Below are 14,443 nucleotides of genomic sequence, written 5' to 3' on the forward strand. Positions count from 1 at the left end.
TCATCCGCAATGAGTGTCAAATGCGCCGGCGCAGCTGTCCGTACCGACGCACCCGCCAAGCTTCAAATCCAGCGACGGGGGCACCGAAGTTGCCGGTCCTGGTCATGGAATGACCCGTCGGCCGGGCGAGCGGTTCTATGCCGAACTGCCGCCTGCACCAAGATCGTCGAAGAAGCTTCCGGGCCGTGCGGAGCAGGCGCTCCTGGAGGAGCGCGCGATACAGGATCCAAATGCCCATCCATCGCCGCTGGTTCACCGGATCGTCGCAGAAAATACCGTTATCGTCGGTGGTTGTAATTCCAAAGCGTCCACCCAGACCAAAGAAGATGACGAAACCGCAAGGGACGTCAGCTTGCTCGAGATCAACTGGCAACTTCCACTTCCAGAACGTCCCCTTGCCTTCGGCTCCCGTTAGAGCGGCGAGCCGCTCGGTAACGGCCAGGCGATAGGCCGTGATGTCGATGGAACAGCTTCGAAAATGCGGCCGCGGTCTCGTAGCCGACCCGGGTCGCAATCCGTGCAATCCCGTCGTCGCTTGTTTCCAGCAGAAACGCGGCCTCCGACATCCGGCGTGCGATCAGATAACGGTACATGGACTCGCCAACGAGCTTGGTGAAGCGAGCCGAAAACGCCGACCGACCAAGCCCCACGTTTTGCCCGAGCTCGCCAAGCGTCCAGGACCGATCCGGTCGTTCGTGGATCAACTGAAGTGCCGGTCCTATGTGCGGGTCCGCCATCGCCCCCAACCACCCGCCTTCTCCGGGGCCGAGCGACTTGATCCAGCTTCGCAACACCTCGACGAAGAGCACTTCAGTCAGACGTGAGAGCGCGACGCCTTGTCCGGGACGCTCGAACGCCGCCTCGCTCACCATTCGTTGCAAGATCGCCTCGAGCCATCCTCCGTCTTCCGTCGGCTTCAGGAGAAGCAGGGGGGGAAGCAATTCCAAAACGCTACCGCGCGACGGCCGTGCCACAGTGAAATTACCACAGATCATCGTCGCGAGCGGCTGCTCGCCGCCTCCATGACGAACCAGGCCAAGACGCCCGCCTAATCGATCGATGTCGACAATCTGTACCGGCTCCGTCTGGCTATCCGAGTAAATCACATGGGGCTCGCCACGCGTGACGACAACAAAGTCGCCCTCGGTCATGTGGAGCTCTCGTCCTTGTTCAAGCGCGAGGGTAGCCGAACCACGGCTGAGATAGTGGAACAGGGCATAGGGGCGCTTTGGCAACGCGAGATTCCAGGGATGGCCGAGTTCGAAGTGGAACAGCAAGGTTCCGCCAAAACGAACGCTATCGAGCACTTCAGCGAGGATGTCCATCTTTCCGATGTTAATACGACGGACGGTCAGACACAATATTCGGACGATTGAGGCCTAACGTCCAAATGCTCCACGTACTAGTTGATCGCAAGTCAGCCAACCGGTCGCGCGGCAACCATCACCCGAACGGCAGATGGGAGAACTGCGACTGTTGCCGACACGCCTGCCCTTCCCCGGACCCGCGTCGTCCGTTATCTCAACAGGAGCAACCAATGCGAAATCTTCTACTCTCCGTCGCCACCGTTCTCATGGCCGGAGCAACAGTTGCCGCCCCCGCCCTATCAGCTCAACTGCCTAAAGGGGCGGCGCACAATATCGTGCTCGTCCACGGCGCTTTTGTCGACCAGACGAGTTGGAAGCCGGTTGCCGATATACTCACGAAGAAGGGCTACAACGTAACGCTCGTCGAAAATCCGCTCACGTCGCTCGCCGCGGATGTCGATGCCACCAAACAGGCGCTGGCGAAGCAGGACGGCAAGACCGTTCTGGTCGGCCATTCCTGGGGCGGCGTGGTCATCACGCAGGCCGGTGACGATCCCAAGGTCTCGGCGCTGGTCTACGTCTCCGCATTCGCGCCCGACGTGGGTCAATCTCTGGCGACCCTCGCCAAGAGCGGTCCGGCAACCGAAGGCACCGCGGCGATTCATCCTGATGACAAGGGCAACCTCTACATCGATCCCAAGGTGTTTCCTTCGGCCGTCGCGGCCGACCTTCCCCCGAAAATCGCCGAGTCCTTGGCAAACCATCAGCTCCCGCTGAACCATACGGCGTTCGAGGCCCCGGTCGATACCGCTGCCTGGCGCGACAAGCCGACGTTCTATGTGATCAGCACGAAGGACAAGGTAATCGCTCCCGAGGCCCAGAAGTTTTTCGCAGCCGGGATGAAAGCGCGGACGACGGAGGTCGCTGGCAGCCATGCCTCACTCGTCGTCCATGCGAAGGAAGTCGCCGCTGTGATTGAAAAGGCCGCGCTCGTGAAGTGACGCTGCCGCTCCCGGCGCTTTCGTGCCGGGAGCGCCCACGCGTGGTCAGCGGTTATGGAACACCTCGCGCCGGCGAGGACTACACGGCGCTGGCCAAGACCTATGCGACGGCCGGCATCGTCTTTGACGGCGACGAAGGACGCCTTTCCGAGGAAGCATTCCTGCGCGATTTCGCCGGCGACCTGCCGGAAGAGAAGGCGAAAATTCTCTATGCAGTCCAGGGGTCGCTCCACAAGGCTCAACTGACGGGCAAGACGACGCACGCGGCCTGGCGGTCGAAGCCGAGTTTCTATGCCGTATCCACGGAGGACCGGACAATCGATCCGGATCTCGAGCGGTTCATGGCCAAACGCATGGGAGCGACGACAATCGAGGTGAAGGCGAGCCATTTGTCGCTCATCTCGCATCCGCAAGAGATCACCGACCTGATCCTGGCCGCCGCGGGCCACGGCAAATAGCGTGGAACGACGACCTGGTCCCCGTCACCAGCCCGTTCCTTCACCCGGAACGTTGAAACCCGCCCGCGTCAAAAAAAGCATAGCGCGCAAAGGATCGGTCGATATTTCTCCGCAGCCTGCGCATATCCACTTTCGCGACCGGTCCAAAGTACCGTCATCTTTTCTTCCGCTCTCGCGCGGACTACGCGTCCCGAGCCCCAACAAGGGCCAGAATTTTGGAGCCATTGCGCGCTTAGTTTTTGCTTGTGAACACACTGGCGGATTGTAGCTTGGCCATGAGCCCGTCCGACCAAGGTAGTTCGCGAGATGACCTACATCCAGATTCCCACGCCGTGGCCCTGAAAGCCGCAGCTCACATCGAGGCCATGTCTGCCTTCGCGCTCGCGAATTTCGGCGGCCACGACCGGCCAACCCTTGCTCAGAATGAAAGCGCCTTTCCGCCCAGCCCCAAGGCGATCGCCGCTGGCCAGGACGCGATTGCCCGTAGCCATCTCTATCCCGACCCGGACTGGACGGCACTGCGCGAGGCGATCGCGCAAGCCCATGGGGTCGAGCGCAACCTGATCTTGTGCGGCGCCGGTTCAATGGAGCTGATCAGCTGCACCATCGCGGCGTTCGCGGGGCCAGGCGAGGAGGTGCTGGGCACCTCCTATGCCTATAATTTCGTGGCCTCCGCGGCGGCTCGCACCGGTGCTGTCTATGTCAGGGCCGCGGAACAGGATTTCGCCGTTTCGGTCGACAGCATCCTGGCCACTGTCACCCCGGCAACGCGGGTCGTCTTCGTCTGCAATCCGGGCAATCCGACCGGCACCCGCATCCGCAACGCCGAACTGCTGCGCTTGCGCGCCGCGTTGCGCGGGAATGTGCTGCTCGTGATCGACCAGGCCTATGGCGAGTTCGACGACCAGGACCCACGGCCTGTCTTTGCGCTTGTCGCACGCGGCGATACCGTCGTGCTGCGCACGCTTTCCAAAGCCTATGGCCTGGCTGGCGCGCGCGTCGGCTGGGGGCTGTTTCCGCCTTCGGTCGCCGCCGAAGTGCGCAAGATGCAGAACTCCAACCAGGTCACCACCGCAAGCCTGGCGATGGCGGTCGCGGCGGTGGAGGACGAGGGCTACATGCGCGAAACGGTGGCCCGCACGGCCAGGATTCGCGACCGGTTCGCGCAGGACCTGAGGGCTGACGGATATGATGTACCGGAAAGCCGGACGAATTTCGTGCTGATCCGCTTCCCCGACGCGGCCGCCGCGGAGGCAGCCGAGAGAGCCTTGCGCGGTGCCGATATCATTGTGCGCGGCCTGGGCGGTTACGGCCTCACGGACTGTTTGCGCGCGACGGTCGGCCCGCAAGAGACAATGGATCAGGCACTGCGCATACTGATCGACATGCACGGCGGATAGTTTTGGCGACCGCATTCGAGGGAGCGTTGAGAGATGCCATACCTGCCCACCCGTGACTTCATCGGCTATGGCGACAAGCCACCTTCGGCCGCGTGGCCCGGTGGCGCCAAACTGGCGCTCAACATCGTCGTCAACTACGAGGAAGGCGCCGAGTACAGCATCGGCGAAGGCGACGGCGTCTCCGAGGCGATCCTGTCGGACCTTGCCGTGTCGCCAGCGGTGCCGGGCCTGCGCAACCGCAATATGGAATCGCTCTACGAATACGGCTCACGCGTCGGCGTCTGGCGGCTGTTGTCACTGTTCCAGGACAAGGAGATCATCCCGACATTCTACGTCGTGGGACGGGCGCTGGAGCTCAATCCGGAAGCGGGCAAGGCGATCGCGGCGCTCGGCAGCGATGTCGTCTGCCATGGCTGGCGCTGGATCGACTACGCACCGCTAAGCGAGGACGAGGAACGCCAGCACATCGCGATGACCTTTGACACAGTCCAGCGGCTGACCGGCATTCGCCCGCTCGGCTGGTACACCGGTCGGCCCAGCCTCAACACGCGCCGGCTGGTGGCGGAGCATGGTGGCTTCCTGTTCGATTGCGACGACTACAATGACGACCTGCCCTACTTCGTCGAGGTCGGCCCAAAGCGGCATCTGGTCGTGCCGCACAGTTTCGACAACAATGACAGCCGGTTCTCGCGTGGCTCCGGGCTGGAGACCGGCAGCCAGTTCTTCGAATATGTCAGCGATGGGGTGGATTGGCTTCTGGCCGAAGGCGAGCGGACGCAGCGCATGATGACGGTATCGCTGCACTGCCGGCTTGCGGCCAGGCCGGGCCGCATCGTCGGGCTCGCCCGCTTCCTCGACAAGATCAAGGCCAATCCCGACATCTGGATCTGCCGCCGCTCCGACCTTGCGCAGCATTGGCTGGACCGATTCGGCGGCTGAGGAGTCATCGGCGGCACCTGAGCAGTTCACCGTTTCACGGAAACGGCAAACCCCTCTAACTCTTTGTTTTGACGCAATTCCCATGGGAAAGCGCTGTGCGCTTTTCCCAGGAAAACCGTTTCACACTTTTCCTGGAATTGCTCTGGCCGCCGGTGAAACACTCCTACTTGTTCGGCACCTCGTAGACCTTGCCGTGCCAGGGCGCTGCGTCGATCTGGTCGAGCGCCATCACGTAGAGCACCTTCTCGTCCGGCCCGAAAGCGAAGTTCGGCATGGATGGTGACGGCACCGAAAGCGTGCGCAGCAGCTTGGCATCCTTGTCGACGACGATGATCTTGCCGGGCGCATCGAGCGAGCGCGGGCTCTGGCCGATGTACATCTCGCCGGCCCTGTCCATCTTGATGCCGTCAGGCCAGATGTGCGGCTGGTTGGGGAACAGATCGTCGAGGCGCAGGAAGACGCGGCGGTTGCTCAGGCTGTGGTCGGGCTGGACGTCGAACTCGATGATCCTGTTGTCCTCGGTCTCGACCAGATAGAGGATCTTGGCGTCGTTCGACATGACCAAGCCGTTGGCATTGTGCAGGTCACCGGCAACCTTCTTCACGCTGCCGTCCTTGCCGATATAGTAGGCCGAGGCGTCGATCAGCGGACCGCCCTTGCCGGAACCGGTGAAATAGGTGCCGCCATCCTTGTCGGGTGCGAAGTCGTTCGGGCCGCTGAATGGCTTGCCATCCGTGTCCTTGTCGTAGGCCGGCAGCGTCTTGCCGTCGGCCGAGATGCGACCGATCGTGTTGCTGTCGTAGCAAGTGACGAGGAACTCGCCGGCCGTAGTGGGCAGCACGGCCGAAGGGCCGCAACCGTCCATCTTCCAGAAGATCTCGTTCTTCTTGCCGTCCCATACGGTCACCGTGCCGCGGCCGTATTCGACGTAGAAGAGCTTGTCCTGGTACCAGATCGGACCTTCGGCGAACCACGCGTCGTCATTGATAACCTTGACGTCTCCGGCGTGCGCGGAGGATGTGAGGACCAGGGCAAACATGGTGCCCAGCAGATGCCGTTTGATCATGCAATTCCCCTTTTTTCAGGCAGATGAACTCTTCCCCGCATCAGGTTCGCTGGCGTTACCCGCCAGCGTCGATGGTTCTGTCGGTCGGCACGCCGATCACCAGAGGGTCCAGACCTACGCCCGCAGCCGCTTGCCTTCGGGGTCGAAGGGCGGCTGCTTCAGCAGCACCGCGTCGTGCGGCCTCCCGAGTATCGCGACCGTGACGGCATCGCCTGCCTTGGCCGAGCCGGCCTTGACATAGCCAAGTGCCAGCGACTGCTCGACGAAATAACCGTAGGCGCCCGAGGACACCTGGCCGATCGGCGTGCCGTCCGGCAGGAAGATCGGCTCGCCGCCGGTCGCGTCGGCATCCCTGGCGTCGATCGACAGCATGATCAGTTCGTCGCGCGCCGGCCTGTCGGCGACGGCGGCGTAGGCGTCGCGGTTGAGGAATTCGCCCTTGTCCATTTTGACAAGCCGATCGAACTTGACCTCCTGCGGCCAGTATTCGGGAGAATATTCCCGGCTCCAGCTGCCATATCCCTTTTCGACCCGCAGCGACATCAGCGCGCGCGAGCCAACCGGCCCGGCACCGACTTCGCTGCCGGCCTCGAGCAGGGCGCTGTAGAGCTCGACCTGGCTGGCGGCCGCGCAATAGAGTTCCCAGCCCAGGTCACCGGTGAACGAGACACGCAACGCCACCACGTCGACACCGGCCACCGTGATCTGGCGCGAGCGCATGAACGGAAACGCCTCCGTCGACAGATCGGCATTGGTCAGGCGCTGCAGCAGTTCGCGCGATTTCGGGCCGGCGACGTTGAAGCCGGCCAGTTCTTCGGTGCGCGAACGGAACGTGGTGCCTTCAGGCAAAGGGACGGCCTTGAAGAACCTCTGGTGGAAGCGCTCGGCCATGCCGGAACCGAAAACCATAAACTCGTCGTCGGCCAGCTTTGTCACGGTAAAGTCGCCGGCGATCCCGCCACGCTTGCCGATCAGCGGCGTGAGACAGGAGCGCCCGATTTCCGTCGGCATGCGGTTGGCGAACAGCGCGTTGAGCCAGGCTTCCGCGCCGGGTCCCCTGACCTCGTATTTGGCAAAATTCGAAACGTCGATGATGCCCGCATGCTCGCGCAGCATGCGCGCTTCACGTCCAACCGGACCCCACCAGTTCTGGCGCTTGAAGCCTATCGTCTCCTCGCGCGGCTCGCCCTCGGCGGCGAACCAGAGCGGATGCTCCCAGCCGAAATTGAGGCCGAAGACGGCGCCCATCTGCTTTTGCATGTCATAGGCGGGCCGGGTGCGGACCGGCCTTCCAGCGGCACGTTCCTCGTTGGGGAAATGGATCTTGAAACGGTGGCTGTATTGATCCTGCACACGGGCCTTGGTGAAAGCCTTGCCGGCCCAGTGCCCGAACCGCGCCATGTCCCAGGCGAACATGTCGAGCGAAGGCTCGCCCTCGATCATCCACTCGGCCGCCAGCTTGCCCATTCCGCCCGACTGCGAGAAGCCGGGAATGATGCCGTTGCAGCAGAAATAGTTGCTGAGCTCAGGCACCGGCCCGAACAGCACGGCGCTGTCGGGCGACCAGATCATCGGGCCGTTGATCACTTTCTTGACGCCCGCGGTGCCGACCGCCGGAACGCGCGCGATCGCGCGCAGCATATTCTCCTCGATGCGGTCGAGATCGTCGGGAAACAGCTCGTGGCCGAAGTCCAGCGGCGTTCCGTCCTCGGCCCAGAACTTCATCTTGCGCTCGTAGGCGCCGATGAGCAGGCCAAGCCCTTCCTGACGCAGATAATATTCGCCGTCGCGATCGGCGACCGAGGGCAGCCGGCGGCCCATGGCAGCGATTTCCGCGATGGTCTCGGTGACGAAATACTGATGCTCGGTGGGGATCAGCGGCAGTTGAAGCCCGGCCATCGCGGCGACCTCGCGACCCCAGAGACCGGCGGCGTTGATCACCCATTGGGTGTGGATGTCGCCCTTCGGCGTGCGCACGATCCAGCTGCCATCCGGCTGCGCCTCGGTGGCGGTGACCGGGGTGAAGCGATGGATCTCGGCGCCGCGTTGGCGGGCGCCGGCGGCATAGGCGGCGGTGACGCCGGACGGGTCGACATTGCCGCCCTCCGGCTCGTACATGATGCAGCGTATGCCGTCGAAATCGACCAGCGGGTGCAGTCGCTCCGCTTCGTCGCGCGCGACCTCGTAGAAGTTCATCTTGTAGCGCCGCGCCTTGGCCTCCTGCAGCCTCAGCTGATGCTCGCGCGCTTCGGTCTGGGCGAGGTAGAGCGAGCCCGGCTGGAAGATGCCGCAGCCCTGCCCGGTCTCGATCTCCAGTTCCTTGTAGAGCGCCATGGTGTAGTGCTGCAGACGGCTGATGTTGGTGGAATCGTGCAGGCCGTGGATGTTGGCCGCCGCATGCCAGGTAGAGCCGGACGTCAGTTCGTTGCGCTCGAGAAGAACCACGTCGGACCAGCCGAATTTGGCGAGGTGATAAAGGATCGAGCAACCGATCAGGCCGCCGCCGATGACGACGGCTTGTGCATGAGTACGCATATCGAGATTTCTTCCCTTGGTTCGGCGACTTTTGTTTTTGCGCTTTCGAAGAGCGCCTTTGAGTTTTGTTCGGCTGGCTGGTCGATCGCAGTCGCCTGGCGAAGCCAGGGGCACAAGATGCGCCCCTGGCGTATTGCAATGGATCTACCCGTTCTATGCCTTGTCGAGCCAGACCTTCTCCAGTTGCAGCTCGAATGTCTGGTGCATCTTGAGGTTCTTCACATAGGCGGCGTGGTGGCGGTAAAGCGAACGCCAGAACGACTGAACCAGCACGCCCGAATCCTGCAGCGTCCACTCAACATCCTTCATCAGCTCCTTGCGCTTGGCGGGGTCGGCGACCGCAAGCGCGGCATTGAGCTTCTTGTCGAAATCCGGGTTGGCGTAGCCCGACTCATTCCAGGCTTCGCCGCTGCGGTAGGCGAGCGCCAGCACTTGGACGCCAAGCGGTCGCATACCCCATTCGGTGGTCGACCATGGATACTTGGTCCAGTCGTTCCAGAATGAAGTTCCGGGAATGATCGTGCGCTTCACCTTGAAGCCGGCCTCGCGCATCTGCGCGGCGACGACATCGGCCGGGTCCTTGACGTAGTCGGAATCGTAGGAAATGAGCTCAAACTCATGATCCATCTGGCCGGCCTCGGTCATCAACGCCTTGGCCTTCGCCAGGTCGCGCGGCACTTTCGGCAGCTCGTAATATTCCGGATGGATCGGGCAGACATGATGGTTTTCCGCGACCTGTCCGAGGTCGCTGTAGCCGAGCTTCAGCACCGTCTCGTTGTCGACCGCGAGCTGGATGGCGTTGCGCACCCTTTTGTCGTCATACGGTTTGTTGGTCACATTGGTGCGCAGCACGATCGTTCCCGCGGTGACGACGGATTCCTTGACCAGGCCCATACCGTCATAGAGGTCCACGGTGCCGCCGACCGTCTGATAGTTGCAGTCGATCTCGCCGGCCTCGAAGGCGCTTGCGATGGCCGGGCTCGAAGCGTCCGTCCCGTAATCGGTCCAGTCGACGCCGTCGAGATAGGGCTCGCCGCCGAACCAAGTGAAGTCCTTGCGGCGCCTCACCGAAGCGGACTCGCCGACCTTGTATGAAATGAGCTCGTATGGGCCGGTGCCGGGCGTCTTGGTCATGTCGGCACCGTCCTTGTCGAAGTTGCGGTGGACGATGATGGCGGGATAGTCCGCGAAGCCCGGGATGATGGTGACGTCGGACTGACCGCATTTCAGCTTCACCGTATGGTCGTCGACCTTGGTGATGGCGCCTGCGATGGCCTTCTTGGTGGCGGGGTCGATCAGCGTGGCCATGCGGCCGGCCATCGAATTACCCTCGGCTGCCTTGTCGCACCAGCGCTCGATGTTGAAGACGATGTCGTCGGCGTTGAGCTCGTCGCCGTTCGACCACTTCACGCCCTTGCGTACATGCAGCGTGTATTCGGTGGCGTCGTCGCTGACCTCCCAGCTCTCGACCAGATGACCCTCAAAGGTGAAGTCGGTGGTGTAGCGGATCATGTAGTCGTTGCACTGGCGCAGCACGTTGGCCATTTCCGACCAGTCCCACAAGCGGGGATCCTTCATGTCCTTGATGATCATCTGCATCTTCAGGATGCCGCCCTTCTTGCCCGGCTCCTGGGCAGCGGCCTGGACCGGCGAGAGGCCGATCATTGAATAGGCGAACGCCGTGGAGGCGCCCATCGCGCTCGCCATGGCAAGGAACTCGCGGCGATCCATGCCACCGTTCCTGACTTCGTCCGCATAGCTTTCGATGGCTGCCGGGACGCGGTCACCGTTGCTCTTGAAAATCGTCATTGTGATTCTCCGGTTTGGGCTTTCCGCCCGTTACATTCCCCTTGCGTGGGGGATGTTAGAGGCGATGCAAAAATCCCGGAAGGGCTTGAGCCCAAGCAAACCGCCGAAAACCGGCGGATAAGACCTAAAAAAACGATGCCATTGGCGTGTCAAATTTTGAGTTTGGAAAATTCACCGACTGGGAGAACAGCGCTAAGCGCCATCCTCCTGCGCCCGCTGAAGAATCCATTCCCGCACCGTGCGCGCGATGGTTCCCTTCGAAAGCTGGTTCTCGGTGAGGTAGTAGTTCCACGGGCTCGGCGGCCGGACGGGGAACGGTTCGACGAGCAGCCCCCGTCGGAGATAGGCGTGGGCAAGCGAGCGCTGGGTCGCGACGAGCCCTGCCCCCATGGCGGCCAGTTCGAGCGCGATGTTGGAAGCGTTGGTCGTCAGGCCCTTGTCGTAGTCTTCCATGTCGACGCCCAGCGCCGACGTGACGACCTGCCAGTATTCCTGGCGGCCATGCACGAAGATCCAGTCGACCTTGAGGATATCTTCGGGCGCCTTCAGCGCATCCTCGCCCTCCAGCAGAGCCGGAGCGCACAGCAGAACCAGTTCGTCGTTCCACAGTGGGATGCCGGCGGGCGGACGGTCGTCGAAACGCCGTGTGGAAATGGTGATGTCGGCGATCTGCTCGCTGAGGTCCTCCCAGATCGTGCCGTGAAGCACGATCTCGATTTCGGGATGCTTCTTGCGGAAGGCGGCCATGCAGCCGGCCAGCCAGTTCTCCGCCAGGCTCATCGGGCAGGAGACGACCACCGTGCGGTTGCGCGACGAGGTCACGATCGCCTCCGTGGCCTGGTCGATCTGATCGAGCGCCTGACGCAACGTCGGCAGGAACGCCTCGCCCATTTCGGTGAGCTTGAGACTGCGCGGATAACGGATGAACAATTGCCGCCCAATATAATGTTCGAGCGCACGGACATGCGTGCTGACGGCCGCCTGCGTGTATCCGAGTTCCTTGGCGGCCATGGTGAAGCTGAGATGCCGGGCCGAACTCTCAAAGGACCGGATATAGTTCAAGGGGGGTGGCGGCTTCATCGCTAACTCCTGCAACACGCATGCGCTAGCTATCCCACAGACGCGCCGCCGTTCAATCGTGCCTGATGGCAAGACGTGAATATTTTTGGCCAAAGCCGCCGAACTAATTGCGTGAAAGCACGATGGACCCAAATTAATGATGTCGTGACGCAGAGGGGAGTAATGCAAGTGGCTGTGCCGTCGCATCGGCGTGAAGGGCCTGACGCGAGTACCAGCGTTGCCATTCGCCTGGCCGATTTCGTGTTGCGGCGGCCGGCGGCCGTATTCCCGGTTCCTGTCCTGGAACAGGCGCGCTATCTGCTGCTCGACACGCTCGGAATTGCCATTGCGGCTGGTCCGATGGAAGCCGGCCGGATCGCCCGCGACACCGCCGCCCTTCTCTACGGCTCGGCCGATCCGCTGTATTCGGCGCGCATGCTTTTCGACGGTCGCCGCGCCAGCATCGCCGGAGCCGCCTATGCGGCCGCGACGCAGATCGACAATCTCGACGGCCACGACGGATACAGCCCGACCAAGGGCCATATCGGCGTTGCCGTCCTGCCCGCCCTGGCAGCGCTGGCCGAGGTGCTCCCCGACCTTAGCGGACCGGAGGCGCTGGCATCCCTCGTCGTCGGCTACGAAGTGGCCGGCCGGGCCGGCATCGCGCTGCATGCGACGGTGTCGGATTACCACACGTCGGGGGCCTGGAACGCGCTGGGCGTGGCCGCGGTGGCGGCAAGGCTGCGCCGGCTCAGCGACGGGCAATTCCGAGAGGCGCTTGGCATTGCCGAATATCACGGCCCGCGCAGCCAGATGATGCGCGAGATCGCCACGCCGACGATGCTGCACGACGGCTCGGGCGTCGGCGCGCTGATCGGCCTGTCCGCCGCCGTTCTGGCCGAGCGCGGCTTTACCGGCGCGCCGGCGATCACGGTCGAGGCACCCGACGTCGCCCCGCATTGGCAGGATCTCGGCGCCTTCTGGCAGGTGCTGCACCAGTATGTGAAGCCCTACCCGATCTGCCGCTGGGCGCATGCGGCAATTGACGCGACGCGCGGGCTCTGCATGGCACATCATCTGGCGCCGTCCGACATCGGCCACGTCGAGGTCAACAGTTTCCACTACGCCGCAACGCTGTTCGGCGGCATGCCGGACACGACCTCGAAGGCGCAGTACAGCCTGCGCTTCGCCGTCGCGACCTTCATCGTCCATGGCCGCATCGGACTGGAACATATCTCCGGCAGCGGGCTCGAGGATGCCGCTGTCGCGGACATGCTGGGCCGTATCACCGTCTCGGAATCGGAGCGCCACAGCGCCCGCTTTCCGGCAGGCCGCTGGGCCGACGTGACGATCACGACCAGCGATGGGCGGATGCTTGCTTCCGGCGACGTCCACGCGCGCGGCGGACCGGAGGCGCCGCTGACACACGCTGAAATCGAGGCCAAGTACATGGAGTTCGCGGCGCCGGTGCTGGGACAAGGCCGCGCCAGCGCGATCCGCAACGCAGTCCTGTCGCTCACCGACCCGGACAGTCGCTTCTTTGATCTTTCGGTGTTGCTCTACGATCCTCCGGTGATCAGTACGATGCTCCAGCGGCCAGCGTGGTAGGCTAGATGCCGCTCCGGCTTCTGAAATACGGTCTCAGCAGGGACTATCCGGTCAGCGGCGACATTCCCGCAACGCCGGACCTCAAGCCATCCTACGATGTCGTCATTGTCGGGGGCGGCGGCCACGGATTGTCGTGCGCGCATCACCTGTCGAAATACCACGGCATAAGCAGCGTCGCGGTGATCGAGAAGGGCTACCTCGCCGGCGGCAACACGGCGCGAAACACGACCACGATCCGCTCGAACTACATCACACCGGAAGGCATCGCCTTCTACAAGGAAGCCGTGGAGCTGTTCGAGGGCCTGTCGCAGGAACTCGACTTCAACGTCATGTTTTCGCAGCGCGGCCAGCTGACCCTTGCGCATACGGAAGCGACGCTTCGCAGCTTCCATGCGCGCGCCGAGATGGGCAAGCACCTGGGCACGCGGACCGAAGTGGTCGACCAGAAGGCGGTCGAGAAGCTCGTGCCATCCCTCAACATGGACTATGGCGGCGCGCTCGAGATCCTTGGCGGGCTCTGGCATGCCGACGGCGGCACCGCGCGGCACGATGCGGTTGCCTGGGGTTATGCCGCGCAGGCGTCGCGGCGCGGCGTCGAAATCCACCAGCGGACCGAAGTGGAAGGCTTCGAGGTCGTTGGCGACCGGGTCCAGGCCGTCAAGACCAACCGCGGCCGCATCACCTGCGGACATGTGCTGATCGCGACGGGCGGGATGAACTACGACGTGGCGCTGATGGCCGGGGTCGAGCTTCCCATCCGCTGTTATCCGCTGCAGGCCATGGTGACGCAGCCGCTGAAGCCCTGGCTACACACGCTGGTCTCCTCCGTCTCGCTGCACACCTATCTCGTGCAGTCCTCGCGCGGCGAGGTCGTCATCGGCGGCAGCTCCGATCCCTACCAGCTCTATTCCACCCGTTCGACGCTCGACATGAAGGAGCACCTCGCCGAAGGCGCCGTGCACCTCTTCCCGTTCCTGCAGGGCGTGCGGCTGCTCAGGCAATGGGCAGGGATCACCGACATGACGCCGGACTACAGCCCGATCATGGGTGCCAGCCCACTCGAAAATCTATGGCTCGATTGCGGCTGGGGCACATGGGGCTTCAAGGCAACGCCGGTCGCCGGCAAGCGGATGGCGGAGACCATCGCCGAGGGCCGCGTGCCCGACATCCTGAGGCCGTTCGCGCTGGAGCGTTTCGAGACCTTCCGGCTGCTCAACGAAATGGGCGCTACGGCGGCCAGTCATTGACCATGAAACGCCAC

11 protein-coding genes and 1 pseudogene are annotated in these 14,443 nt (G+C 63.1%); 6 read left to right on the top strand and 6 right to left on the bottom strand.

Annotation, left to right across the window (positions count from 1 at the left end):
* Positions 1-16: 16 nt before the first annotated feature.
* Complete coding sequence (locus BLS48_RS35985; RefSeq protein ID WP_143019505.1) at positions 17-373, bottom strand: hypothetical protein; 357 nt, start codon at positions 371-373, stop codon at positions 17-19.
* A complete protein-coding gene (locus tag BLS48_RS25250; RefSeq protein ID WP_167365243.1) occupies positions 363-1,325 on the bottom strand; it encodes an AraC family transcriptional regulator in 963 nt (320 codons plus the stop codon). The genes BLS48_RS35985 and BLS48_RS25250 overlap by 11 nt, the downstream gene beginning before the upstream one ends.
* A 212-nt stretch (positions 1,326-1,537) precedes the next feature.
* Here BLS48_RS25250 and BLS48_RS25255 point away from each other — a divergent pair, with 212 nt between their 5' ends.
* From BLS48_RS25255 to BLS48_RS25270, 4 genes and pseudogenes are all read left to right on the top strand, one after another.
* Positions 1,538-2,308: an alpha/beta hydrolase gene (locus BLS48_RS25255; protein ID WP_091583708.1), complete on the top strand. Its 771-nt coding sequence runs from the start codon at positions 1,538-1,540 to the stop codon at positions 2,306-2,308.
* 62 nt (positions 2,309-2,370) lie between these two features.
* A pseudogene (locus BLS48_RS25260) lies at positions 2,371-2,766 on the top strand (alpha/beta hydrolase); the annotation flags it as partial.
* Positions 2,767-3,098: 332 nt separating this feature from the next.
* Positions 3,099-4,166, top strand: coding sequence for a pyridoxal phosphate-dependent aminotransferase (locus BLS48_RS25265; protein WP_244529865.1), 1,068 nt, complete (start codon positions 3,099-3,101; stop codon positions 4,164-4,166).
* A 33-nt stretch (positions 4,167-4,199) separates the two neighbouring features.
* A complete protein-coding gene (locus tag BLS48_RS25270) occupies positions 4,200-5,105 on the top strand; it encodes an allantoinase PuuE (RefSeq protein WP_091583710.1) in 906 nt (301 codons plus the stop codon).
* Between the two features lie 163 nt (positions 5,106-5,268).
* Here the strand turns inward: BLS48_RS25270 and BLS48_RS25275 are convergent, their stop codons facing one another.
* The 4 genes from BLS48_RS25275 to BLS48_RS25290 form a co-directional block, all read right to left on the bottom strand.
* The gene (locus BLS48_RS25275) at positions 5,269-6,171 is read right to left on the bottom strand and encodes an SMP-30/gluconolactonase/LRE family protein (RefSeq protein WP_091583713.1); all 903 of its coding nucleotides are present in this window, start codon (positions 6,169-6,171) and stop codon (positions 5,269-5,271) included.
* Between the two features lie 114 nt (positions 6,172-6,285).
* Positions 6,286-8,706, bottom strand: coding sequence for a GcvT family protein (locus tag BLS48_RS25280; RefSeq protein WP_091583715.1), 2,421 nt, complete (start codon positions 8,704-8,706; stop codon positions 6,286-6,288).
* A gap of 153 nt (positions 8,707-8,859) precedes the next feature.
* Positions 8,860-10,515, bottom strand: a complete 1,656-nt coding sequence (locus tag BLS48_RS25285; protein WP_091583718.1) for an ABC transporter substrate-binding protein — start codon at positions 10,513-10,515, stop codon at positions 8,860-8,862.
* A gap of 192 nt (positions 10,516-10,707) precedes the next feature.
* Positions 10,708-11,595 (bottom strand): LysR substrate-binding domain-containing protein, encoded by an 888-nt coding sequence (locus tag BLS48_RS25290; RefSeq protein WP_091583720.1) that lies wholly within the window; start codon positions 11,593-11,595, stop codon positions 10,708-10,710.
* A gap of 168 nt (positions 11,596-11,763) precedes the next feature.
* Between BLS48_RS25290 and BLS48_RS25295 the strand changes: the two genes are divergently transcribed.
* Together BLS48_RS25295 and BLS48_RS25300 are read left to right on the top strand one after the other, a co-directional pair.
* Positions 11,764-13,182 (top strand): MmgE/PrpD family protein, encoded by a 1,419-nt coding sequence (locus BLS48_RS25295; RefSeq protein ID WP_244529867.1) that lies wholly within the window; start codon positions 11,764-11,766, stop codon positions 13,180-13,182.
* A gap of 5 nt (positions 13,183-13,187) precedes the next feature.
* Complete coding sequence (locus BLS48_RS25300; protein WP_091583723.1) at positions 13,188-14,429, top strand: FAD-dependent oxidoreductase; 1,242 nt, start codon at positions 13,188-13,190, stop codon at positions 14,427-14,429.
* The last annotated feature ends 14 nt before the right edge of the window (positions 14,430-14,443 follow it).

The sequence above is a fragment of the Mesorhizobium qingshengii genome (genome assembly GCF_900103325.1).
In the GTDB taxonomy this organism is placed as follows: Bacteria; Pseudomonadota; Alphaproteobacteria; order Rhizobiales; family Rhizobiaceae; genus Mesorhizobium; species Mesorhizobium qingshengii.